The sequence below is a fragment of the Sphingomonas qomolangmaensis genome, assembly GCF_024496245.1.
Classification (GTDB): Bacteria; Pseudomonadota; Alphaproteobacteria; order Sphingomonadales; family Sphingomonadaceae; genus Sphingomonas; species Sphingomonas qomolangmaensis.
This window is the reverse complement of the sequence record NZ_CP101740.1, coordinates 2,395,346-2,419,221: the sequence shown is the minus strand read 5'-3', so window position 1 is coordinate 2,419,221 and position 23,876 is coordinate 2,395,346. Positions and strand designations below refer to the sequence as shown.

At 66.8% G+C, this 23,876-nt stretch carries 22 protein-coding genes; 11 read left to right on the top strand and 11 right to left on the bottom strand.

Features of this window, described 5'->3' with window-relative positions; translation table 11 throughout:
• The first annotated feature begins 8 nt into the window (after positions 1-8).
• Both NMP03_RS11465 and nudC read left to right on the top strand, forming a co-directional pair.
• Positions 9-1,313 carry a serine hydrolase domain-containing protein gene (locus NMP03_RS11465; RefSeq protein ID WP_406698453.1) on the top strand — a complete coding sequence of 435 codons (1,305 nt, stop codon included), beginning with the start codon at positions 9-11 and terminating at the stop codon, positions 1,311-1,313.
• Positions 1,310-2,194, top strand: a complete 885-nt coding sequence (gene nudC, locus NMP03_RS11460; protein WP_256505547.1) for an NAD(+) diphosphatase — start codon at positions 1,310-1,312, stop codon at positions 2,192-2,194. Before NMP03_RS11465 ends, nudC begins: the two co-directional genes overlap by 4 nt.
• A gap of 176 nt (positions 2,195-2,370) precedes the next feature.
• On the opposite strand, the gene NMP03_RS11455 is transcribed toward nudC, so the two are convergent.
• The gene (locus NMP03_RS11455; protein WP_256505546.1) at positions 2,371-3,261 is read right to left on the bottom strand and encodes a prephenate dehydratase; all 891 of its coding nucleotides are present in this window, start codon (positions 3,259-3,261) and stop codon (positions 2,371-2,373) included.
• 116 nt (positions 3,262-3,377) lie between these two features.
• On the opposite strand from NMP03_RS11455, the gene NMP03_RS11450 reads away from it, so the two are divergent.
• On the top strand, positions 3,378-4,079 hold the full coding sequence (locus NMP03_RS11450; protein ID WP_256505545.1) for a c-type cytochrome: 702 nt from the start codon (positions 3,378-3,380) through the stop codon (positions 4,077-4,079).
• 39 nt (positions 4,080-4,118) lie between these two features.
• Here the strand turns inward: NMP03_RS11450 and NMP03_RS11445 are convergent, their stop codons facing one another.
• The 4 genes from NMP03_RS11445 to queF all read right to left on the bottom strand — a co-directional run bounded on the left by NMP03_RS11445 (position 4,119) and on the right by queF (position 9,217).
• Complete coding sequence (locus tag NMP03_RS11445) at positions 4,119-4,991, bottom strand: LOG family protein (protein ID WP_256505544.1); 873 nt, start codon at positions 4,989-4,991, stop codon at positions 4,119-4,121.
• 55 nt (positions 4,992-5,046) lie between these two features.
• Entirely contained in the window at positions 5,047-6,327 is a 1,281-nt protein-coding gene (locus NMP03_RS11440) for a glycoside hydrolase family 130 protein (RefSeq protein WP_256505543.1), read from the bottom strand.
• A 34-nt stretch (positions 6,328-6,361) separates the two neighbouring features.
• Complete coding sequence (locus NMP03_RS11435; RefSeq protein WP_256505542.1) at positions 6,362-8,638, bottom strand: glycosyltransferase family 4 protein; 2,277 nt, start codon at positions 8,636-8,638, stop codon at positions 6,362-6,364.
• A gap of 132 nt (positions 8,639-8,770) precedes the next feature.
• Positions 8,771-9,217 (bottom strand): preQ(1) synthase, encoded by a 447-nt coding sequence (queF, locus tag NMP03_RS11430; RefSeq protein ID WP_256505541.1) that lies wholly within the window; start codon positions 9,215-9,217, stop codon positions 8,771-8,773.
• Between the two features lie 44 nt (positions 9,218-9,261).
• On the opposite strand from queF, the gene NMP03_RS11425 reads away from it, so the two are divergent.
• From NMP03_RS11425 to NMP03_RS11405, 5 genes are all read left to right on the top strand, one after another.
• Positions 9,262-10,785: a cryptochrome/photolyase family protein gene (locus NMP03_RS11425; protein ID WP_256505540.1), complete on the top strand. Its 1,524-nt coding sequence runs from the start codon at positions 9,262-9,264 to the stop codon at positions 10,783-10,785.
• A 97-nt stretch (positions 10,786-10,882) separates the two neighbouring features.
• The gene (gene sseA, locus NMP03_RS11420) at positions 10,883-11,725 is read left to right on the top strand and encodes a 3-mercaptopyruvate sulfurtransferase (RefSeq protein WP_256505539.1); all 843 of its coding nucleotides are present in this window, start codon (positions 10,883-10,885) and stop codon (positions 11,723-11,725) included.
• On the top strand, positions 11,680-12,918 hold the full coding sequence (gene metC / locus NMP03_RS11415; protein ID WP_256505538.1) for a cystathionine beta-lyase: 1,239 nt from the start codon (positions 11,680-11,682) through the stop codon (positions 12,916-12,918). Before sseA ends, metC begins: the two co-directional genes overlap by 46 nt.
• Complete coding sequence (locus NMP03_RS11410; RefSeq protein ID WP_256505537.1) at positions 12,915-14,219, top strand: mechanosensitive ion channel family protein; 1,305 nt, start codon at positions 12,915-12,917, stop codon at positions 14,217-14,219. Before metC ends, NMP03_RS11410 begins: the two co-directional genes overlap by 4 nt.
• 43 nt (positions 14,220-14,262) lie before the next feature.
• Positions 14,263-15,408 carry a GNAT family N-acetyltransferase gene (locus tag NMP03_RS11405; RefSeq protein ID WP_256505536.1) on the top strand — a complete coding sequence of 382 codons (1,146 nt, stop codon included), beginning with the start codon at positions 14,263-14,265 and terminating at the stop codon, positions 15,406-15,408.
• Here NMP03_RS11405 and NMP03_RS11400 read toward each other — a convergent pair.
• Positions 15,302-17,002, bottom strand: a complete 1,701-nt coding sequence (locus tag NMP03_RS11400) for a hypothetical protein (protein WP_256505535.1) — start codon at positions 17,000-17,002, stop codon at positions 15,302-15,304. The genes NMP03_RS11405 and NMP03_RS11400 overlap by 107 nt on opposite strands.
• 115 nt (positions 17,003-17,117) lie before the next feature.
• On the opposite strand from NMP03_RS11400, the gene NMP03_RS11395 reads away from it, so the two are divergent.
• Positions 17,118-18,311: a glycosyltransferase family 87 protein gene (locus NMP03_RS11395; protein ID WP_256505534.1), complete on the top strand. Its 1,194-nt coding sequence runs from the start codon at positions 17,118-17,120 to the stop codon at positions 18,309-18,311.
• Positions 18,312-18,317: 6 nt separating this feature from the next.
• Here NMP03_RS11395 and NMP03_RS11390 read toward each other — a convergent pair whose 3' ends face one another.
• The 5 genes from NMP03_RS11390 to NMP03_RS11370 form a co-directional block, all read right to left on the bottom strand.
• On the bottom strand, positions 18,318-19,535 hold the full coding sequence (locus tag NMP03_RS11390; protein WP_256505533.1) for an argininosuccinate synthase: 1,218 nt from the start codon (positions 19,533-19,535) through the stop codon (positions 18,318-18,320).
• 216 nt (positions 19,536-19,751) lie between these two features.
• A complete protein-coding gene (gpmA, locus tag NMP03_RS11385) occupies positions 19,752-20,438 on the bottom strand; it encodes a 2,3-diphosphoglycerate-dependent phosphoglycerate mutase (protein WP_256505532.1) in 687 nt (228 codons plus the stop codon).
• Positions 20,439-20,647: 209 nt separating this feature from the next.
• Positions 20,648-21,103, bottom strand: a complete 456-nt coding sequence (locus NMP03_RS11380) for a GNAT family N-acetyltransferase (protein WP_256505531.1) — start codon at positions 21,101-21,103, stop codon at positions 20,648-20,650.
• Positions 21,103-22,221 (bottom strand): M14 family metallopeptidase, encoded by a 1,119-nt coding sequence (locus tag NMP03_RS11375; RefSeq protein ID WP_256505530.1) that lies wholly within the window; start codon positions 22,219-22,221, stop codon positions 21,103-21,105. Before NMP03_RS11375 ends, NMP03_RS11380 begins: the two co-directional genes overlap by 1 nt.
• Positions 22,218-22,820 carry a hypothetical protein gene (locus tag NMP03_RS11370; protein WP_256505529.1) on the bottom strand — a complete coding sequence of 201 codons (603 nt, stop codon included), beginning with the start codon at positions 22,818-22,820 and terminating at the stop codon, positions 22,218-22,220. The genes NMP03_RS11375 and NMP03_RS11370 overlap by 4 nt, the downstream gene beginning before the upstream one ends.
• A 207-nt stretch (positions 22,821-23,027) precedes the next feature.
• Between NMP03_RS11370 and ykgO the strand changes: the two genes are divergently transcribed.
• Both ykgO and NMP03_RS11360 read left to right on the top strand, forming a co-directional pair.
• Complete coding sequence (gene ykgO / locus NMP03_RS11365; protein WP_033920696.1) at positions 23,028-23,153, top strand: type B 50S ribosomal protein L36; 126 nt, start codon at positions 23,028-23,030, stop codon at positions 23,151-23,153.
• Between the two features lie 39 nt (positions 23,154-23,192).
• The gene (locus tag NMP03_RS11360) at positions 23,193-23,810 is read left to right on the top strand and encodes an HAD family hydrolase (RefSeq protein WP_256505527.1); all 618 of its coding nucleotides are present in this window, start codon (positions 23,193-23,195) and stop codon (positions 23,808-23,810) included.
• The last annotated feature ends 66 nt before the right edge of the window (positions 23,811-23,876 follow it).

Below are 23,876 nucleotides of genomic sequence, written 5' to 3'. Positions count from 1 at the left end.
CGGTGGCAATGACGCTGGTGGCGTGCATCGGAGTCGATGGAGCCCCTCCGGTCCAGGCGCAGCGCCAGCCAGCGACCGCCGCCGCTTCGAGCGCGATGCCGACCATGGCGGCGCTCGCCACGCGCTACGTCGCCGAGAAGAAGGCACCGGGGATCGTGCTGGCGATCGGCCAGGGCGATCGGCCCACCAGCTTCACAGCCAAGGGCACGATCGCGATGGCGCCGGGTGCCGAGGCGACCAGCCGCGACACGCTGTGGCGAGTCTATTCCATGACCAAGCCGATCACCGGGATCGCCGCGATGATGCTGGTCGAGCAAGGCAAGTTGAAGCTCGACCAGCCGATCGGCGACTTCATTCCCGGCTTCAAGACGATGACGGTGCTCACCGATCCGGCGAACAGCCTGGCGAGCCGCCCCGCCAAGACGCCGATCACGGTGCGCCACCTGCTGACGCACACCGCCGGCCTTGGCTATTCGATCACCACCAAGGGGCCGCTGCTCAAGGAATATGAGCGGCTGGGGCTCGTCCCCTTCGCCGCCAACCGCCAGATCGAGGCCGCGGTGCGGCCGGTGCGTCCCACTTCCTTGCGCGAATTCGCCGAGCGCACCGCGACGCTGCCGTTGATCGCCGAGCCGGGGACGGTGTGGAGCTATTCGATGAGCCTCGACGTGCTGGGCGCGGTGATCGAGGTGGCGTCGGGAATGCCCTTCGATCGCTTCGTCGCGACGCGAATCTTCCAGCCGCTGGGGATGGATTCGAGCTATTTCACCGTCCCCGGCAGCGAAGTCGGGCGGTTCGCCGACAATTATATCTGGGCGGGCGACAATCTGATCCCCGGCGATCCGGCTGCGCGCTCGACCTTCCTCGATCCGCCCTCGTTTCCCTATGGCGGTGCGGGGCTGGTGATGTCGGCGCGCGATTATGATCGCTTTCTGCACATGCTGCAGAATTACGGCGAGCTCGACGGCCGGCGGCTGATGAAGCGCGAGACCGCGATGCTGGCGATGTCGAACCTGCTGCCCAAGGGGGTGAACTATGGCAGCGTCGCGGGCACGACCGGCGGCAGCGCCGGGCCGACGAGCGGCTATGGCGCGGGCGGATCGGTGACGCTGGCCGACACGCCCGGCGGTGGCCCGGGGGCGGGCACCTATGGCTGGGGCGGCGCGGCGGGCACGATCGCCTGGGTCGATCCCAAGAACCAGGTGCGCGGCACCGTGATGGTGAATTATTTCCCCGCCGACCGCTGGCCGCTGCGCGCCGACGTCGTTCGTGCCGCCTATACCGACCTGGCGACGAGCCGCCCGCGTCCGTGAATCCGCCGGGCTTTACCGGCGCGACGATCGATCGCGCCGACCGGTTGCGCGGCGATGCCGAGGCGCTGGCGGCAGCGATCCGCGATCCGCGCGCGCGGCTGCTGGTGCTCGACGGGCTGAACCCCGTGGTAGAGCATGACCGGCTGGTGTGGCGCACGCTCGCCGACGCACCGGCGGGGGGCGAGTTGCTGCTGCTGGGGCTGATCGATGGCGTTCCGCATTTCGCCGCGCTCGCGCCCGATGCGCCCGCCAGCGGCCCTCGCCCGCCCGAGCTGTTCGCGCTGCTGGGGGTGCTGCCGCGCGAGGAAATGGCGCTCTATGCCGCAGCGCGTAGCCTGGTCGACTGGCATGTCCGCCATCGCTGCTGCGCGGTGTGCGGCACCGGCACCGCGTCGATCAAGGGCGGCTGGGCACGCTCTTGCCCGGAATGCGGCGCGCAGCATTTCCCGCGCACCGATCCGGTGGTGATCATGCTCACCGAATGCCGCGGGCGGGTGCTGCTGGCGCGCGGGTCGGGCTGGCCGGCGGGGCGCTATTCGGGGCTTGCGGGGTTCGTCGAGCCCGGCGAATCGATCGAGGAAGCGGTGGCGCGCGAGACGCTCGAGGAAGCAGGCGTGCGGGTCCGCGACGTCCGCTATGTCGCGAGCCAGCCCTGGCCGTTTCCCTCGTCGCTGATGATCGCGTGCACCGCGGTGGCGGACGACGATTCGCTGACGCTCGATCGCGCCGAGCTCGAGGATGCGTTCTGGGCGACGCGCGACGAGGTGGCCGCGGCGATGGCGGGGGTGGAGGGCGCGCGGTTTGTGGCGCCGCCGCGCTACGCGATCGCGCATACGCTGCTGGAGGCCTGGTTGGAGGAGGATTCGCGCGGAAGGGGCTGAGCGCTGGACCAGTCCGTCACCCAGCGAAGGCTGGGGGTCTCCCGTATGCGAGCGCGCGCCTAGCGGCTCTGGACCCCAGCTTTCGCTGGGGTGACGATATGGGGGGCTGCCTCGTTTATAGCTCCGCGTCCTCTGCGCCTCTGCGCGAACAATCCTGCTTCGCGCCTCGCCCCCGCCTACCCCCGCGACCTCGCCTGGGGATACGACCCCAACACGCGCAGCCACTTCGAATGAAACCCCAGCTCCTCGAGCGCGCGATCGACATTGGCGTCGCCCGGGCGCCCCTCGATATCGGCATAGAATTCGGTCGCGGCGAAGCTGCCGCCGCGCTGGTAGCTTTCGAGCTTGGTCATGTTGACCCCGTTGGTCGCGAACCCGCCCATCGCCTTGTACAGCGCCGCGGGGACGTTCTTCACCTCGAAGATCAGCGTCGTCATGATCGCGCCGTCGGTGACGATCGGCTTCGATCCGCGCGCCAGCACGACGAAGCGGGTCATGTTGTGGTCGGCATCGGCGATGTCGTCGGCAAGGATGCGAAGCCCGTACAGCTCGGCTGCGGCCGCCGGCGCGAGCGCGGCGATTCGCGGGTCGCCGAGCTCGGCCACCAGCGCCGCGGCACCCGCGGTATCGGGATAGGACTTTTGTTGAATATCATGCGCGCGCAGCCAGTGGCGGCATTGGCCCAGCGCCTGCGGGTGGCTCATCGCCTCGCGAACCTCGTCGCGCGTCCCCAGCCCCATCAGCGTGTGGCGGATCGTCAGGAAATGCTCGCCGGTGATCGCCAGCCCCGATTCGGGCAGCAGGAAATGGATGTCGGCGACGCGGCCGTGGAGCGAATTCTCGATCGGGATGATCGCGCAATCGGCGCGCCCTTCGCGCACAGCATCGATCGCGTCGGCGAAGTCGAAGCAGGGCAGCGGCAGGCCGTGGGGAAAGGCTTCGCGCGCTGCGACATGGCTGTTGGCGCCGGGCGCACCCTGGAACGCGACCGCGCGCGCGGGGTCGGCGGCGGCGGCGGCGGTCATCGCTTCGACCAGCGGGCGGGCGGGGGCGGCATAGCTTTCCATGGTGCGCTTGCGCCTATCGGGCGGTTCGCCGCCGGGCAAGCGCGGCTTGCCGTGCCGGGAAAGCCAATCTAAAGGGACCGCACCTTTCCCCTCGTTGAAGAGTTTTCGGCAGCGCAATGGATAATCGCACCAATACGATCGCCGGCTGGGCCTTGGCCGGTTGCACCGCGGCACTCGGGCTGACGATCGCAAGCGGCATGATCTTCCACGGCGGTCGCCCCGAGACGATGGGCTACCCGATCGAGGGTGTCGTCGAAGAGGGCGCGGCGGCTGCATCGGCGGTGCCGATCGCCACGCTGCTCGCCAGCGCCGACGTCGCCGCGGGCGAGAAGACGTTCTCGAAATGCGCGTCGTGCCATTCGATCAACCAGGGTGGCGCCGCCGGGATCGGTCCGAACCTGTACGGTGTCGTCGGCCAGCCGCATGGCGCCAAGCCAGGCTTTTCTTATTCGGACGCGCTGAAGGGGATTGCGGGCAACTGGACCTTCGATGCGATGAACGAGTGGCTGCTGAGCCCGCGTAAATACGCGCCGGGCACCAAGATGAGCTTCGCAGGCCTGTCGAACGACCAGGAGCGCGCCAACGTGATCGCGTATCTCAACGCGCAAGGCTCGAACCTGCCGCTGCCGGCAGCGCCTGCCGCGGGTGCAGAGGCGGGTGCGGGCACCGACGAAGCCGCGACCGCGAACCAGACCGACGCTGCCGCCAATGTCGCGGCCGAAGCGCCGACCGCCGACATGGCGAACCGCTCGACCCCGGCTGCCGGTGCACCGTCGCAGGATCCTGCGGCCGCTGCCGAGGCTGCAAAGGTCAAGTAAGCCTTATGGCCCTCTCCCCGGAGGGAGAGGGCGTTTGGGTCAGCCCTCGGCGTTCTTGGCCGCCCAGAAATCCTGGACCACGCGCCAGCCTTCCTCGGCAGTCTCGACGAAGGTGATCAGGTCGAGGTCGCGCTCGGAGATCACCCCCTCCTCGCACAATGCCTCGAAGCTCACGACGCGCTCCCAGAATTCGCGGCCGTAGAACAACACCGGCATCCGCTCGATCTTGCCGGTCTGGATCAGCGTCAGCAGCTCGAACGATTCGTCGAACGTACCGAACCCGCCCGGGAACACCGCGACCGCGCGCGCGCGCAGCAGGAAGTGCATCTTGCGCAGCGCGAAATAGTGGAACTGCATCGACAGCGACGGGGTGACATAGGCGTTGGGCGCCTGTTCGTGCGGCAGCACGATGTTGAGCCCGACCGATTCGGCGCCGACATCGGCGGCACCGCGATTCGCCGCCTCCATGATCGACGGCCCGCCGCCCGAGCACACCACGAAATGGCGATTGCCCTCTTCATCGCGCGGGAACGCGCTCGCGAGCCGCGCCAGCTCGCGCGCGACGTCGTAATATTTCGACTTGTCGACCAGCCGCTGGGCGATCGCGCGCGCCTTGTCGTCGGCGGCGAGCTCGAACAGCGCCTTGGCCTTTTCGGGCTCGGGAATCCGCGCCGAACCGTACATCACCAGCATCGATGCGATCTTGGCCTCGTCGAGCAGCAAGGTCGGCTTGAGCAATTCGAGCTGGAAGCGGATCGGCCGCAGATCCTCGCGCAACAGGAAATCAAGGTCCTGGAACGCCAGCTGATAGGCGGGATGCTCGGTTTGCGGGGTGTGGCTGCCGGTGCGGGCGGTCTGCGCATCCTCGTCCGCTCGGCGGAACATGCGCGATGGTACTCGTGTATCGGTCATCGCGCGGCTCTAGGGTATCGGGCGGGGCGAGGGCAACCGATACCGGAAGCGGGGGCTACATCACCTCGAGCAGCGACTGGATCGGTACCGAGGCGAACGCGACCGAGGAATCGGCGACGCCGTAAGGGATGAACAGATTCTCGCCATGCTTTAGCGCGCCGCACGAATAGACGACGTTGGGGACATAGCCTTCGCGGTCCTGGTCGGCGGCGGCGAGGATCGGGCGCGAGGTGCGGCCGATCACCATCGAGGGATCGTCCTTGTCGAGCAGCACCGCGCCGATCGAATATTTGCGCATCGCGCCGACGCCATGCGTCAGCAGCAGCCAGCCCTCGGCGATCTCGATCGGCGGGCCGCAATTGCCGATCTGGACGAATTCCCACGGATATTGCGGCTTGAGCAGCAATTCGCCCTCGCCCCAATCGGTCAGCGTATTCGATTTGATCAGGAACAGGTTTTCGCCGTCCTGCCGGCCGATCATCATATATTCGCCGCCCACCTTGCGCGGGAACAGCCCCATGCCCTTGTTGCGCGCGGCGCTGCCGGTCATCGGCACCAGATCGAAGCTGCGGAAATCGCGGGTGCGCAGCATCTCGGACTGGATCACCGAGCCGTTATACGCGGTGTAGGTGCCCAGCCATTCGACACTGCCGTCGTCATGGGTGAAATTGACCAGCCGCATGTCTTCGAGGCCGTTCGACTGCGCCTTGGTGATCGGGAAGATCACCGTTCCCGACAGCGTCGAATCGCGGTGGCGGAACACCGTCACCTCGCCCTCGGGCATCGCCTGTTCGTCGCCATGGGTGTCCGCGGCGGTGGCGAAGGGGGGTTCGGGGGCGAGCGTGAATTCATTGTCGGCGGTGATGATCCCCTCGCGGAACGCCACCGACGAGATATGGCCTTCGCCGACCGCGCGCAGCGACATCAGGATGCGGAGCGATCCCTCGGGCATGCCGGTCTGGTCGTAATGCGGCACCGCGCTCGGGTTCATCAGCGCGGCGGCGGCATAGCTGTATTCGTGGCAGAAATAGGCACCGATCAGCTGGCGCTTCTCGTCGGAGATATGGGCGCCGTCGAGCGACAGCAGCGCCTCGATCTCGTCATAGCGCGTCATGAAGACGCGGCGCGTCTGCCAATGCCGCGCCTCGAAATCCTTGAGCACCGCGCGCAGCTGCGCACGCGCCTCACCCGGCGACATGTCGAGCACTTCGCGCACCAGCCGCTCGGTGCGGCTGGGCGCCGAACCGTTTGATTGCCAGGCAATATGGAACGGACGCACCACCACGCGCGAGGGGTCGGCATGGAGCCGAAGCTCGTGGTTAAACAAATCGAGCAAGTCCCGCCCCCCCAAAGGCCGAACGCCGTTTACATCATGCTACGGCGCGGGGCGGGTCTGCCATGGATTCGGCTGCTTTTGAAAGGGAGGAAATCGCGCAATTGGCCAATTGGAGCGCCAAAATCGATTCGGCGCCCTGATTGCGGTTCAAACCATTGGGCTGGAGTCCATCGAAACAGCCGCCGTCCTGGCTGGTCGCCAGCGGCAGATCGAGATCGTTCGCCCCCAGATACCAGCGATAGGCCTTGAGCCCCTCGACGATCCACTTGCGATCGCCGGTCGCGACGAACGCCGCCGAGCACGCATCGACCGTCGCCTGCGCCTCGAGCGGCTGCTGGTCGAACGGCAGCGGATCGGCGAAGGGTCGGCCAAAGCTTTCGGTGCCGACGGCGCGGAACCGGCCGCTGGGCGAGGTCTGGCGCTCGACGATCCATTCGAGCGTTTCGATCCCGCACTGGACGAAATCGGGGCGACCGAGCGCATGGCCGGCGCGGATCAGCGCCTCGGGCATCCGCGCATTGTCATAGGCGAGCACGATCTCGAACCATTGCCATTCGGGACGACGGGTGATGTCGCACAAGGCGATCAGCTGCTCGGCGAAACGGTTGAGGATCGACGTCGCCAGGCCGTGCCCCGGATGCGCCTCGACCATCGCCGCTGCGCCCAGCATCGCGAACGCCTGCGCACGCGGGCTGCCGAGGTCGAAGGCGATGCTTGCGGTCTGGTCGAACAAGGCGCCCGCCCAATCGCGATGCTTTTGCGCACGCGCTTCGCTCGCGGCGACCCCCAGCGCCCACAATGCGCGACCATTCGAATCTTCGGATCCCTGATCCTCGCACCACGTCCGGTCGAAGTTCATGAAGTTGCGGAAGCGCCGCGCATCGGGGTTCCAGGCGAACTGGACGAACGAGCCATAGACCGCCATCCACTTGTCGCGCTGTTCCTCGGTCAGCGGATCGATCCGGCACATCAGGATCAGCGCGCGCGCATTGTCGTCGATGCAATAGCCGTGGCGACGATCGGGCATCGAATAGATCGAATGCTGGAGCATCCCCGTCGCATCACTCATCCGCTCGACCGCCGACAGATCGGGGGCCAGCGCGACATATTCTGCAGCCATGCCGGGCAGCCGGCGCGGGCGCGCGGCGATGACCGCCTCGAACTCGACCAGTGCCGCCTCGGCGAGCCGCGGCCAGATCATCGTGCGACCGCGCGCATAGGCACGCTGCGACAGGCGATCGCGGCGGCTCTCGTCGGTCAGCAGGTCGCCGATTTCGCGCGCGAAGGCTTCGGTGTCGCGGAAATCGACCAGGATGCCATGATGGTCGGCGAGGATCTCGGTCGCGTGGACATAGGGTGTCGACACCACCGGCTTGCCGACGCCGACCGCGTAGGACAGCGCACCCGAGGTGATCTGGGCCGGGTTGTGATAGGGCGTCGCATAGATATCGGCAGCCTGGAGATAATCGAGCAGCTCGTCCTGTTCGACGAAGGCGTCGACGAACTCGACATGGTCCTGCATCCCGAGCGCCGCGACCAGCGTCGCCAGGCTCTCGCGATAGCGCTCGCCCTCATGCGCCACCAGATTGGGGTGGGTCGCGCCGAGCACGACATAATGCGCCTTGGGGCAGCGCTCGACGATTGCGGGCATCGCCTCGATCACCGTTTCGATCCCCTTGTTGGGGGCGAGCAGGCCGAAGGTGAAGATGACCTCGCGCCCCTCCCAGCCGAAGCGGCCCTTCAGCGTGTCGGGATCGACCAGCGGGCGATCGGGAACGCCGTGCGGGATCATCGCGATCGCGCGCGGCTGGGCGCCATAGACGCGCAGCAGGATCTCGCGCCCGCGCTCGGCCATCACGATCACCTTGCTCGCGCGGCGAAGGATCGCCTCCATCACGCGGCGTTCGTCGGCGCTCGGGCGCTCGAGGATCGTGTGCAGCGTGACGATGACGGGCAGCGAGATGCGGTCGAGCAGCGTGAGCAGATGGTCGCCCGCGGCGCCGCCATAGATGCCATATTCGTGCTGGACCCACAGCGCCTTGGCACCGCTCGCCTCGATCACGCGCGCGGTATCGATATAGGCGGCAAGATCCTGTTCGGGGATGCTGCGGGTAACCTCGGGGGGATAGGCATAGCGTCCGGGATGGTCGTCCATCGCATAGACGTCGATCTGGAGATCGGGAAACTGATCGACCAACGCCTGATAGGTGTGCGTCGTATAGGTCGCCAACCCGCACTTGCGCGGCAGGAAGTTGCCGATCAGCGCGAGATGATCGACCCGCGCAATTGCCACGTCGATAGGGGCCGACATCCGTTTCCCTCCAGCAATGTTAAAGAGCGGCATCTCAGCCGGTTACGATCTCCCAACGTACTATACGCAATATGGTTGCAACAATTGTGCAACGCAACAAGCCCGGCGCGGTGAGCAGCGCCCGATTTTCGATCAGCCGCGGCCGCGATAGCCGGGGACATCCTGGTCGGGAATCCACACGTCTTGCGGCGGCGCGCCCGATTGCCAGAAGACATCGATCGGAATGCCGCCGCGCGGATACCAGTAGCCGCCGATCCGCAGCCATTTGGGCGCCATCTCGCGAAACAGCCGGTCGCCGATACCGACGGTGCAATCCTCGTGGAACGCGGCATGGTTGCGGAAGCTGCCGAGGAACAGCTTGAGCGATTTCGATTCGACGATCGTCTCGCCCGGGACATAGTCGATCACCAGATGCGCGAAATCGGGCTGGCCGGTCACCGGGCAGAGCGAGGTAAATTCGGGGGATACGAAGCGTACGCAATAGGCAAGCCCCGCGCGCGGATTGGGAACATAGTCTAGCGTCGCTGCTTCGGGCGATGCGGGGAGGGCGGCGGTCTGGCCAAGGAATTTGGGGGTCATGCCCAGCGATGTAGGATGGAGCCGGCAGACATGGAAGCATACGCATGACGATCCTGATCCCGGTGCTGGGCGATCAGCTGTCGGACACCCTCTCGTCGCTGCAAGACGTCGACCGCGCCGACGCGGTAGTGCTGATGATGGAGGTGGTCGAAGAGGCGACCTACGTCCTGCACCATCAACGCAAGATCGCGCTGCTTTTTGCTGCGATGCGGCATCATGCGCAGCGGCTGCGCGCGGCGGGGTGGCGCGTCGACTATGTGACGCTCGACGACCCCGATAACGAGGGCGGCTTTTCCGCCGAGGTCGCGCGTGCGGTCGAGCGGCATTCGCCCGAACGGATCGTCGTCACCGAAGCCGGCGAATGGCGGGTGCGCGCGATGCTCGAATCCTGGGAGGATCGCTTCGATTGCGCGGTCGAGATCCGCTCCGACGATCGCTTCGTCGCCAGCCATGCCGATTTCGAGCAATGGGCGGCGGACAAGAAGCAGCTGCGGATGGAATTCTTCTACCGCGGCATGCGGCGCAAGACCGGGCTGCTGCTCGATGCCGACGGCAAGCCCGAGGGCGGCGCGTGGAATTACGACGCCGAGAACCGCAAGCCCGCAAAGAAGGGTGCGCGCCCGCCGCGGCCGCTGTCGTTCGCGCCCGACGCGATCACCCGCGAGGTGCTGGCGCTGGTGGCGGACCGCTTCGGCGACCATATCGGCGACCTCGAGGGGTTCGACTTCGCGGTGACGCCGCAGGACGCGCTGGCGCAGCGCGAGCATTTCCTCACCCATGCGCTGGCGAGCTTCGGCGATTATCAGGACGCGATGGTCACCGGCGAGCCCTTCCTGTGGCACGCAGTGCTGTCGCCCTATATCAATTGCGGGCTGCTCGACCCGCTCGATTTGTGCCGCCAGGTCGAGAAAAGATATCGCGCGGGCGCCGTGCCGCTCAACGCCGCCGAGGGGTTCATTCGGCAGATCATCGGCTGGCGCGAATATGTCCGCGGCATCTATTGGCGCGAGGGCCCCGACTATGCCGAGCGCAATTTCCTGAACGCGCAGCGTGACCTGCCGGGCTTCTACTGGACCGGCGACACCGACATGCACTGCATGGCCCAAGCGATCGGCGAGACGATCGACCATGCCTATGCGCACCATATCCAGCGGCTGATGATCACGGGCAATTTCGCGCTGCTGATCGGCGCCGATCCCGCGCAGGTCCAGCGCTGGTATCTCGAAGTCTATGCCGACGCCTATGAATGGGTCGAGGCGCCCAATGTGCTGGGGATGAGCCAGTTCGGCGATGGCGGGCTGCTGGCGTCGAAGCCCTATGCCTCGTCGGGCGCCTATATCAACCGGATGTCCGATTATTGCGGCCATTGCCGCTACGACGTGAAGCAGCGGCTGGGCGACGATGCCTGTCCGTTCAACGCGCTGTATTGGGATTTCCTGGCGCGCAATCGCGGCAAGCTGGGCGACAATCAGCGGCTGGGGATGCCGTATCGCAACTGGGACCGGATGGATGCCGAGACGCAGGATGCGCTGCGGCAGCAGGCGGCGGGGTTTTTGGATCGCCTTTAATCTCCCCCCTCCCTTTCAGGGAGGGGGGAAGTAGCGGGTGTTGCCCCCGATCCCGGATGCTCTAGAGTTGCGTCGACGACCCCGCAGGAGAGAAATTATGGAATCGCTGGTGACCACCGAATGGCTTGCAAACGAGCTCGGCGCGAGCGATCTGCGGGTGGTCGACGCCACCTGGTTCATGCCCGAACCCGGCGGGCGCGACGCCGCTGCCGAGTATGAAAAGGCGCATATCCCCGCCGCGGTGTTCATGGACCTTGGCGAGCTGCGCGATTCGACCAGCACCCTGCCGATGATGATGCCCCCCGCCGAGAAATTCGCCAGCCGGATGCAGTCGCTGGGCTTGGGCGATGGCAGCCGGATCGTGCTGTACGACGATGCCCCGCTCAAGACCTCGGCGCGCGCGTGGTTCATGCTCAAGGCGTTCGGCGCGCACGACGTCGCGATCCTCGACGGCGGGCTCGCCAAGTGGAAGGCCGAGGAGCGCGAGCTTTCGAGCGGCAAGGAAACGCTGCGCCATCGCCACTTCACCGTGTGGGAGGACCGCAAGGATCTGCGCGACCTCGAGCAGATGAAGGCCAATGTCGACAGCGGTGCCGAACAGGTGGTCGATGCCCGCTCGGCAGCGCGCTTCACCGGCGAGGAGCCCGATCCACGCCCCGCAACGCATGCCGGCCACATCCCCGGCAGCCGCAACCTGCCGATCTCGGCGATCCTGAACGAGGATGGCACCTACAAGGACAGGCAAGCGATCAAGGCAGCGTTCGAGGGCGCGGGCATCGACACGACCAAGCCGATCGTCACCACCTGCGGATCGGGGGTCACCGCCTCGGTGCTCGCCTTCGGGCTGCACCTGATAGGCAACAAGGCGGCTTTGTACGACGGCAGCTGGTCCGAATGGGGTGCCGATCGCACCACGCCAAAGGCGATGGGCGCGGCGTGAATCGAGACGATAAGGCCGAAATCGAAAACGAAACGCGCGTCGTCCAGGCCGGGCGGCGCGCCGAATGGACCCAGGGGATCGTCAATCCGCCGGTGTGGCGCGCATCGACGATCCTCTACGATTCGGTCGCCGACCTGCGCGCCTCGGGCAAGCGCGATACCCATCACCGGCTATTCTACGGCCGACGCGGCACCCCGACCCAGTGGAGCTTGGCCGACGCGCTGACCGAGCTCGAGCCCGGCGCCAGCGGCACCCTGCTCTATCCCTCGGGGGTCGCGGCGATCGCCACCGCCTTGCTCGCCGTGCTGTCGCCCGGCGATGAATTGCTGCTGCCCGACAGCAGCTATGACCCGACCCGCGCGCTGGCGGGCGGGCTGCTGGCGCGGATGGGGATCACCACGCGCTTCTACGATCCGATGGTCGGCGCGGCGATCGCGCAGCTGATCGGCGAGCGCACCCGCGCGATCTTCATGGAAAGTCCCGGCAGCCTGACCTTCGAGGTGCAGGACGTCCCCGCGATCGTCGCGGCGGCGCGCGCGCATCGAATCGTGACGCTGCTCGACAATACCTGGGCGACGCCGTTGCTGTTTCCCGCCATCGCGCGCGGGGTCGATTATACGATCCTTGCCTGCACCAAATATGTCGTCGGGCATTCGGACGTGATGCTCGGATCGGTCACCGCGGGGCATGGTCGCTACGACGCGCTGCGCACTGCGACCTATCAATTGGGGCAATGCGTCAGCCCCGACGATGCCTGGCTCGGCAGCCGCGGCCTGCGGACGATGGCGCTGCGGCTGAAGGCGCAAGGGAGCGCGGCGCTGCAGATCGCGCAGTGGCTCAAGATGCAGCCCGATGTCGCGCGGGTGCTCCACCCGGCCTTGCCCGATTGCCCCGGTCACGACGTGTTCGTGCGCGATTTCAAGGGAGGCTCGGGGCTGTTCAGCTTCGTGCTCGATGGCGGCGGCGAGGCGGCGCGCGCCGCGCTGATCGACGGGCTCGCGCATTTCGGCATCGGTTATAGCTGGGGTGGGTTCGAAAGCCTCGCGCTGCCGGTCGATCCGCACCATCATCGCAGCTGCACCTGCTGGCACGCCGAGGGGCCGCTGGTGCGGTTGCAGATCGGGATCGAATCGGTCGACGACCTGATCGCTGATCTCGACGCGGGACTCGCGCGCTTTCGCGCAGCACGATGAAAATCGTCACAGCCTGGCTCGCGGCGAACGGCTTCACCGTGCCGACCCAGCCGCAACTGATCGAGGCCGCGATCGCCGGCGCGCTCACGATCGCCGCGCTGGCGGTCGGCTGGTACGCCTCGCGCACGATCGGGCCGCGGCTGGCGCAGCTCGCCGCCGACCGCGCTGGGCTGAAGGACGGGCCGTTCCAGCCGCAAATCTGCGCGATCGTTCGCCACGTCAGCGCCGCGCTGCTACTGGCGATCATTCTGGCGTCGCGCAGCTGGGAAGCGCTGGCGACGCTGCCGATCGGTCTCGCGCTGAGTGCCGCCGCGGCACGCGCGACGGTCGCGCTGTTGCGCAGCGCCAACCTGTCGCGCTGGGTGTCGTGGGGGGTGGCTGGGTTCGTCTTCCTGTCGCTGTTCAGCTATTCGGTCGGCGGGCTTACCCCGGTTACCACGGTACTCGGGCGGATCGGGGTCGAGGTCGGATCGAAGCGGATCACCTTGCTGTCGGTCGTCACCCTGATCATCGCGTCGGTGGCGATCTACGCGATCGCGCGGCTCGCCAACCGCGTGATCAACCATGCGATTGGCCAGGCGCGCGGCTTCGACCCCGCGCAGAAACTGCTGTTCCAAAAGCTGGCGGGGATCGTGGTGATCGTCGTCGCCTTCTTCGTCGGCGTCGACATGCTCGGTATCGACCTGACGACCTTTGCGATCTTCGGCGGTGCGTTCGGTCTGGCAATCGGCTTCGGCCTGCAAAAGACGATCGGTAACCTGATCGCCGGGATCATCCTGCTGATGGACCGGTCGATCAAGCCCGGCGACGTCATCGTGATCGGCGAGGCGGTGGGACAGGTGAACAAGATCGGCGTGCGCGCGGTGAGCATCATCACCCGCGACGGCAAGGAGCATCTGATTCCCAACGAGAATCTGATGACCCAGGAGGTCGAGAACTGGTCCTTTTCCGATCGCAACGTGCGCGTGCGGATTCCGGTCGGCGTCTCCTATCATTGCGATCTCAAGCTGGCGCAGGAACTGATGCTGCGCGCCGCCAACGACAGCCCGCGCGTGCTCAAGAGCCCCAAGCCCAATGTCTGGCTGGCGGCGTTCGGCGACAATGCGGTCGAGCACGAGATACTGGCGTGGGTCAGCGATCCAGAAAGCGGAATCGGCAATGTCCGCTCGGACGTGCTCAACCGCCTGTGGTGGCTGTTCAAGGAACATGGCATCGAGATTCCGTTCCCGCAGCGCGACATCCATGTGCGCAACTGGCCCGCGGCGGCGCCGGCAGCGGTAACCGATCGAAACCCGACCTGATGGCGGTGTTGCAGCCGCGCCGAACCGCTCTACATCTGCCGGGGTGAGCGAAACCCAAATTCTCGCGCGGATTGCCAAGGGCGTCTCGGGCCTTCCCGCCGACCAGTGGGACGCCTGTGCCGGCTCCGGCAACCCCTTCGTCAGCCACGCCTTCCTGTCGATCCTCGAGGAATCGGGGTCGGTCGGCGGGCGATCGGGGTGGCAGGCGGCGCCGATCGTGATCGACGGGCCCGATGGCCGGATTGCGGGCGCGGTGCCCGCTTATGCCAAGGCCGACAGCCAGGGCGAATATGTCTTCGACCAGGGCTGGGCCGATGCCTGGGATCGCGCCGGCGGCACTTATTACCCCAAGCTCCAGATCGCCGCGCCCTTCACCCCGGTGCCCGGCCCGCGACTGTTGCTGCGCGACGAGCGCCAAGCCCCCGCGCTGATCGCCGCGATCGAGGCGGTGACCGACCAGAACGAGCTGTCCTCGGCGCACGCGACCTTCGTCGACGAAGCCCAGATCGGCCATTTCGAGGCGGCGGGCTGGCTGATCCGCCAGGGAACCCAATTCCATTGGTCGAACGAGGGCTATGGCTGCTTCGACGATTTCCTCGGCGCGCTCGCCAGCCGCAAGCGCAAGGGGGTACGCAAGGAGCGCGCCGCCGCGGTCGAGGGACTGACGATCCGCCACCTGACCGGCGCCGAGATCACCGAGGCATATTGGGACGCCTTCTGGGTCTTCTACCAGGACACCGGCAGCCGCAAATGGGGCCGGCCCTATCTGACGCGCGCGTGCTTCTCGCTGCTCGGCGAGCGAATGCCCGATCGCGTGCTGATGATCGTCGCCGAACGCGACGGCCGTCCGATCGCCGCCGCGCTCAACCTGATCGGCGACGACGCGCTATATGGCCGCTATTGGGGCTGTACCGAGGACGTGCCTTTCTTGCATTTCGAGCTTTGCTATTACCAGGCGATCGACGTGGCGATCGCACGCGGGCTGCAGCGCGTCGAGGCGGGGGCGCAGGGCGAGCACAAGCTGGCGCGCGGCTATGCGCCGATCACCACCTGGTCGGCGCATTACCTGCCCAACCCGGGCTTCAGGCGCGCGGTGGCCGACTTCCTGGCGCGCGAGCGCGAGGCGGTGGCGCAGGAACAGGTGTTCCTGGGCGAGATGACGCCTTTCCGAAAGCGCGACGGCGGCTGATCGCTTCGAAATATTCGGGCCCATAGGGGCCGAGATCCTGCATCAGCAAGCGCGGCGGCCGCCGGTCCTCGACGCGGAACAGCGCACTGTTGCCGTCGCGCCATAACGGGGTCAGCCCGGCTTCGAGCCGGCGGTCATAGGCTGGCGGATCGACCATCCAGACATAGTCGAACGCATTGCGCGGGAAGCGCGTCAGCGCCACCGCGATCGGCCGCCAATATTGCCGCGGGCATTTGACGTCGGTGACGATCTGCGCCGGATCATGGTTGAAGCCGCGCCCGGCTTCGTATTTCACCGTCAGCATCTGCGCGCCCGCCATCGACCATTGATCGTTCGAAAAGGCGAGCTTGCGCGTCAGCGCCATCGCGGGGAGGTGCTCGAGCCGCGACATCGTCCATTCGTCGCGGCAGGTCTCGCCGATGAAGGTCAGCAGCCGCGCGCCGACGGGCAGCTTGTCGAGCGCGGCGAGCTGGCGGTCATAGCTCTGGTCATACTGCCAGAAGCTCACCGTCGTCGCCGCCACGCGCCCGACGAAGAACACCATCCCGATCGCCGCGACCACCGATGCGCCGCGGATCGACAGCCCCGCCTTGGGGCGCAGTGCGAGCAGCGCGATGCCGAGCAGGAAGGGCGCCAGCCGCATATCGGCATAGGCCGAGCCGAACACGATGCGCGGCAGCAGCAGATAGACCGCGAGCAGAAACAGCGCCGACAGGCTCAGATTGCGCGAATATTCGATCGCGGGGTCGCGCACGCCCTTGAGCAGCAGCAGGAAGCACGCCGCCAGCGTCGCCATGTCGAGCAATTCCCAGCGGTCGCGAAAGATCATCAGCACCCAGCGCGCCTTGATCCGCCAGTTGAACCAGTCGGCGGTCTGCCCGGTGACGTCGCCGCCGCTGCGCCACACCAGCATCAGGATCGCGGGCGGCAGCAGCACGATGCAATGGAGCCCGGCGACGAACGCGGCGATGAACCAGTTGCGCCCGCGATCATGCTGGCGGATCAGCTCGCCCGAAAAGGCCAGCACGCCGAGCAGCCCCCAGCCATAGGTATGCGTCACCCACAGCACGAGCCCGAGCGGCACGAACAGGATGGCGCGCAGCCGGATATGCCCCAGCCGCGCGAGCCGCAGCCACAAGGCGAAGGCGTTGAGCGCCAGCGCCATCGCCAGCGCGAAATTGACGAAGCCGAAATGGAAGGGGAAGCTGTAGACGATCGGCAGCGCGAACAAGGCGGTGGCCGGGATGCGCCCATGCACCTCGCGCGCAATCCAGAGCAACCCTACCGCAGTGAGCACCGGAATCGCAATCACGATCAGCTTCACCGCACGCTCTAGCCCGAGCAGCGGCTCGAGCGGCACGACCAGCAGGTCGATCCCCAGATTGCCGATCAACTGCCATTCGAAATTATACCAGTCGGCGAGCCACGGCGCCTGGCCGATCGACTGCTGCACCCGCCACCGCCCCAGATGGCCCGGCAGGTCGACCAAGGGCGGCACATCGGGCAGCAGCAGCGGGATCGCCGCGACGAACGCCATCACAGCCACGAACCACCGCGTCTGCCACCAGTTCAGTCGTTCGTCGCCCGCCTGCATCGTGCTGCCTTAGCGAGCCGAGCGCCGCGCCGACAAGCGGCGATCGCTGCGGTCTGCCGCACAAGCGATAACGCCGCGGTAAGTCGTTGCTGCTAGGGCGATCTGTATGGGGGGCATGATCGGTTCGCCGCGCGAGGCGCGGTTTGGCGGCAGCGAGCCGAGGCGCGGTTGGACATGGCTTGCCCCCTGGATCGTCGGCAATCTGGTCGTCCTGGGCCTGTTCGCGCTCGATCTGCGCCATCTCGACGGCGGGATGGTTTCGCCCGGCGCCTATTGGGGGCGCGATTTCGTCAATGTCTGGACCGCGGGGCGGCTGCTGATCGAGGGGCGGCTCGAGCTGCTATATGATCTGGCTGGCTATCATCGCTTCCAGCTCGAACAGTTCGGGCGGATCGGCCAGCATAATTATTCCTATCCGCCGCTCGCGCTGCCGCTGGCGCTGCCGTTCGGGCTGCTACCCTATCCGGTCGCGTTGCTGGCCTGGCTGGGGGCGACCGGATGGTTCTTCGTGCGCGCCGCGCGGTCATGGTGGGTGCGCGCTACCGGGTTGCCGGCATGGCTGGTGCTGGCCACCCCCGCGGGGTTGGTCAACATCTGGGCGGGGCATTACGGATTCCTTATCGGCGGGCTGCTGCTGTATGGCTGGCGCAACCTCGAAGCCCGCCCTGTCCTGGCGGGGATTTGCTTCGGGCTGCTGGCGATCAAGCCGCATATCGCGATCCTGGTGCCGCTGATGCTGCTGGCGCGCGGCGAGTGGCGCGCGATCGGGGCGGCGGCGGTGACGGTGGTGGTGCTGGTCGCGGGCAGCGCGGCGCTGTTCGGGATCGATCGCTGGATCGAATACATCACCGTCACGCTCGGCGTGCAGGCGGCGCTGATCGATGCCGGGAACAGTTTCTTCCGCTTCATGTCGACCTCGCTCGCCACCGGGCTACTGCATTGGTCGATGCCGCGCACGACCGCGTTCGCGATTCATTGGGCGCAGGCTGCGCTCGCGGCGGCGATGGTGGTGCATGGCGCGCGGCGCGGCAGCACCCAGCAAGTGGCGCTGCTTGCCGCCACCGCGACCTTCCTGGTGCTGCCCTATGCGTTCAACTACGATTTGACGGTGTCGGCGATGGCGGCGGGGATGCTGCTGTACGTACCGCGACTGCAGGGCTGGGAGCGGCGGTTGGTGCTCGGCGGCTTCATGGCTGCGCAGCTGGGAATGGTGCTGGTCGCCGCGGGAATCCCCGGCATCGCGCTGCTGCTCTGGGGGTTGTTCGTGGCGCAATATCGCTCGACCGTGACCGCCACGGTCGAGCGATAGCGCCGCTTACTGGTCGCGGCGGCCCAGCAGGCGCAGGCGCAGTGCCTGCAGCTTGATGAAGCCCGCCGCGTCGCGCTGGTCATAGGCGCCGGCATCGTCCTCGAAGGTCACGACCTTTTCCGAATAGAGCGAATCGGGCGATTGCCGGCCGATGACGTGGACGCCGCCCTTGTAGAGCTTGAGCCGGACCATGCCGTTGACCTTCTTCTGGCTCAGGTCGATCGCCGCCTGCAGCATCTCGCGCTCGGGGCTGAACCAGAAGCCGTTGTAGATCAGCTCGGCATAGCGCGGCATCAGCTCGTCCTTGAGGTGCGCCGCGCCGCGATCGAGCGTCAATTGCTCGATCGCGCGGTGTGCGGCGTGCAGGATCGTGCCGCCGGGGGTTTCGTACATCCCGCGCGACTTCATGCCGACGAAGCGGTTTTCGACCAGGTCGAGCCGGCCGATGCCGTGGGTGCGGCCAAGCTCGTTGAGCGCCGCCAGCAGCGTTGCCGGCGTCATCGAAAGCCCGTCGATCGCGATCGGGTCGCCATGCTCGAACTCGATCTCGATGACCTGGGGGCGGTCGGGCGCATCCTCGGGATCGACGGTGCGCGAGAAGACATAGCCGGGAACCTCGGCCCAGGGGTCTTCTAGTACGAGCCCCTCGGACGAGGTGTGGAGCAGATTGGCGTCGGTCGAGAAGGGGGCCTCGCCGCGCTTGTCCTTCGGCACCGGGATCTGGTGCTGCTCGGCATAGGCGATCAGCGCGGTGCGGCTGGTCAAATCCCATTCGCGCCACGGCGCGATGACCTTGATGTCGGGCGCGAGCGCGTAATAGCCGAGCTCGAAGCGCACCTGGTCGTTGCCCTTGCCGGTCGCGCCGTGGCTGACCGCATCGGCCTCGACCATCCGCGCGATTTCGATCTGGCGCTTGGCGATCAGCGGGCGCGCGATCGAGGTGCCGAGCAGGTACAGCCCCTCGTACAGCGCGTTGGCGCGCATCATCGGGAAGACATAGTCGCCGACGAATTCCTCGCGCAGATCGTCGATGAAGATATGCTCGGGCTTGACCCCCATCATCTCGGCCTTGGCGCGCGCGGGCTCGAGCTCCTCGCCCTGGCCGAGATCGGCGGTGAAGGTGACGACTTCGCAATTATAGGTCTGCTGGAGCCATTTGAGGATGACGCTGGTGTCGAGCCCGCCCGAATAGGCGAGGACGACGCGATTGACGGGGTCGGTCATGGGCAGGCTCCGGGGATGGTGATGCGGGGGCGTTTAGGCGAATGGACGATGCGAAGGAATACCGTTCGTCCTGAGCGGCGCACTGCTCCCCTCCCTGGAAGGGAGGGGCTGGGGGTGGGTGGCGTGCTCGTGATACGGCAGGGGTCACGGACCAGCCCAGCCGTATTGCCCGGCCTCGACCCACCCCGACCCCTCCCTTTCAGGGAGGGGAGAGTCTCACCGCTCGCTCAGATAATAACGGTCGGTCGCCGCCATCGCATCGTTCAATTCGTACACGATCGGCTGGCCGGTCGGGATCTCGAGGCTCGTGATCTCGTCGTCCGAAATCCCCGACAGATGCTTGACCAGCGCGCGCAGCGAATTGCCGTGCGCCGAGATCACGACGCGCTTGCCCGATTTCAGCTCGGGGACGATCCGCGATTCCCAATAGGGCAGCACGCGCGCGATCGTGTCCTTCAGGCTCTCGGTCGCGGGGACGGCGATGCCGGCATAGCGGCGGTCGGCCGACAGGTCATATTCGCTGCCGGGCTCGATCGGCGGCGGCGGCACGTCGAAGCTGCGACGCCAGATATGGACCTGTTCGTCACCATGCTTCGCGGCGGTCTCGGCCTTGTTGAGCCCGGTCAGCCCGCCATAATGCCGCTCGTTGAGGTGCCAGTCCTTCTCGACCGGCAGCCACAGCCGCTCCATTTCTTCCAGCGCCAGGTTGAGCGTGCGGATCGCGCGGCGCTGGACCGAGGTGAAGCAAAGGTCGAAATCGAAGCCCTTCTCGGCGAGCAGCCGGCCCGCGGCCTTGGCCTCTTCGACCCCCTTGTCAGTCAGGTCGACGTCCCACCAGCCGGTGAAGCGGTTTTCGAGGTTCCAGGCCGACTGGCCGTGGCGGATCAGGACGAGCGTGGGCATGGGGGTGTCTCCGGACGGGGCGGGGGTTGCCGTCGCTCTAGCGGCTGGAGCGAGGGAGGCAAACCGGGCTTCTCCTTCCCCTCCCTGCAGGGAGGGGCTGGGGGTGGGTCGAGTGTCCGCGATACGGGGGCATCGGGATGCCGGGTGACCGTAGCTCCAGGCCTCGACCCACCCCCGACCCCTCCCTTCCAGGGAGGGGGGAAGGGCGCCTAGATCGCGCGGGTCATGAAACGGTTGAACGGCGTCGCTTCATAATCGCCAAACGGTTCGCACCAGTCGAAGCCGTGGCACAGGTACAGCGCCACTGCCGCCGCGAAGGGCTCGCCCGATCCGGTCTCCAGACTCAGCCGGGTCATGCCCTGCGCGCGTGCCGCATCGACGATCGCCGCCAGCAAAGCCGCCGCCACCCCGCGTCGCAGCGCATGATCGGCGGTGCGCATCGACTTCACTTCGCCATGCCCGGCATCGATCGCCTTGAGCGCGCCGCAGCCGAGCAACGTCTCGCCCTCCCACGCGGTGAGGAAGGTCACCTCGGGCGCGGCGAGCCCCGACAGGTCGAGGAAATGGCACGCGCCGCGCGGCGAATGCGCGAGCATCGAATCGAAATGCTGCTGGAGCAGCGCCACGGTCGCCGGATGCTCGAGCTCGCCCTGCGCGACCCGCATCACAGCGTGTCGATCACCTCGGCGAGCGTCACGAGGCACGCATGCGCCAATTGCTTCGAACGATCGGGCGACCAGCCATACACCGGGTCGGGCGAGGGATCATGATCCTTGAAGGGCATTTCGAGCGTCATCGACACCGCGCCGAAGCGCTCGGCGAGCTGGTTGGTCGACATCGACAGATTGGCGCGCCCCGGCGCCGATTTCTCATAGCCGCGCTCGGTCTGGAACAGCGGGGTGTTTGCCGCGAGGCGCCGGCCATAATCGTAGAATTTGGCGCCATGCGCGTCGGTCCACGACGCGATGCCCTCGAACCCGGCGATGAAGTTCGCGGGAATCGCCTCGTCGCCATGGACGTCCATCGCGAATGTCACGCCGGTGGCGTCCATCGCGTCGCGCACCGCGAGCACTTCGGGGCTGCGATCGAGCGTAGGGGCGTGCCATTCGCGGTTGAGGTTCACCCCCGCGGCATTGGTGCGCAGATGGCCGCGCGCCGATCCGTCGGGGTTCATGTTGGGGACGCAGTGCAATGTCACCTTTTCGCGCAATGCGCGTGCGACGGCGTCGTCGGGATCGGTCAGCTTTTCGAGCAGCCCTTCCATGAACCATTCGGCCATCGATTCGCCCGGATGCTGGCGCGCATAGAACCACACTTGCTTGGGGCCGTCGCCGATCCGCAGGCAATCGATCGGCTGGCCGTCGAGCGAATTGCCGAGCGACCGGTGCGAAACGCCGGGCATCGCGGCGATCCGCGCGACCGTCGCGCGGTGGCGGTCCATCGAATAGGGCGCGAAATAGGCGAACCACGCCGCGTCGCCCTCGAACCGGTGGGTGAAGCTGAGCACGCCATCGGCATAGGATGTGTCGGTCATCGGCCATTCGACCTGATCGGTGCTCACCCGCGCGCGATAGCCCGGCCAGCCGAAGGCATAGGCCGCCTTCCCCGCATTAAGGATGCGGAAGGTCAGCGTCCGATCCGCCGCGCCCGACACGCGGAAGTGGAACCACTGGAAGAAATCCGAATGGGCGTCGCGGCGGATCTCGAGGTCGACGCGGTCGCCCTCGATTCCCACCAGTTCGATGTTGCCGCTGTCGAACGCGGCGCTGATCTCGATCGTCATGGGACGGTAGTAGTGATCCCCGACTGGCCCGGAAAGCCCTGGAACAGCGCATCGGCGAGGCGATCCGACTGTTTGGCGGCCTCGATCGCGTCGCGCGGCACGGTGCCGACGGTGCGCGCGGCGCCTTCCCAGATCACCGTCGAATCGGTGCGGCGGCGAAGCTTGGCCGACAATTCGGTCTCGACGATGTCGCGTCCGCCGCCGAGCCCGGTGCTGAGACCACCCCCCAGCCCCACGCCGCCGCCGCGGCGACCGAAGCTGCCGCCACCGCCGCCGAGCCCGATCGATACCGGCGGCGGGGTGCGCTGCCCGGTCGCCTGGCGGTTGAACGCGATCTCGACCAGATAGGCAGCGGGTTCGTCGCCGGTCACGCGGCGGAAGTTCAAGCCTTCCAGCGCGCGCGCGACCGAATCTGCCTGCGCCTGATATTCGCTGCTGATCGTCGGCGCTGTGCGCAGCGGTTCGATGCTGAAGGTACCCGGCCCCACCGGCGTGCCCAGATTGTAGCGAATAACGTTGACTGGCCCGCTGCGGCCACCGCCCGCCGCGCAGGCGCTGGTGAGGGCGGCGAGAGAGAGTATGGCGATCCTGGCAAGCATGAGACGACGTCCTTGTGCACCGCCCCGGCAGGGGTGGCATATGGGCAACCGCGCCGCCCGGCGGGCAAGCGATATAAGGTTGTAACGCACGCGTTGCGATTTGGCTTCACTGGTTTGCGCGGCGGTGCTCGCCTTGACTTGGTGCGGGGCCACCGCTAACCGAGCGCCTCTTTCCGGCACATCCATTCAAATAGAAGCGAATCGGTCATGAAGATCGTCAACTCCCTCAAGTCGCTCAAGGGGCGGCACCGCGACAATCGCGTGATCCGTCGTCGCGGTCGCGTGTACGTCATCAACAAGACCAACCGTCGCTTCAAGGCGCGCCAGGGCTGATTCTGCCCGGACCGCGTCGCCGCTTTGCGATTGCATAGAGTGGCAACTGGTCCGACCGCCGTTATTTTCGATATCGGCAACGTCCTGTTCAGCTGGCATCCGCGGTTCTTGTACGAGCGCCTGATCGGTGACGATCGGGCGCTTTCGACGTTTGTCGAGCAGGTCGTGACCCCCGAATGGCATTTCCAGCACGACGAGGGGCGCCCCTTCGCCGAGACCTCGGCCGAGCTCGGCGCACGCTTCCCCGAGCATGCCGAACTCATCGCGCTATGGGGGCCGCGCTTCAACGACAGCGTCGGTGGGCCGATGCCGGGGATGTTCGAGATCGTCGAGGCGCTCGACGACGCGGGGGTACCGCTGTTCGCAATCACCAATTTCAGCGCCGAATTCTGGCCCGCGTTCCGCGCCGCCTGGCCGCAGCTGTTCGATCGTTTCCGCGACATCGTGGTGTCGGGTGCCGAGCGGCTGGTGAAGCCCGATCCCGCAATCTACGCGCTGGCGCTCGATCGATTCGGCTTGCGCGCGCAGGACGCGGTGTTCGTCGACGACAATCCGGCGAATGTCGCGGCCGCCTGCGCGATGGGGATCGATAGCGTCGCGTTCACCGACGCCGCGGTGTTCCGCGCGCGGTTGGTGGAAGTGGGGCTGCTGGCGTAGCTCCCCTCCCTGAAAGAGATTATCCTACGCCGTCACCCCGGACTTGTTCCGGGGTCCACCTCTAGG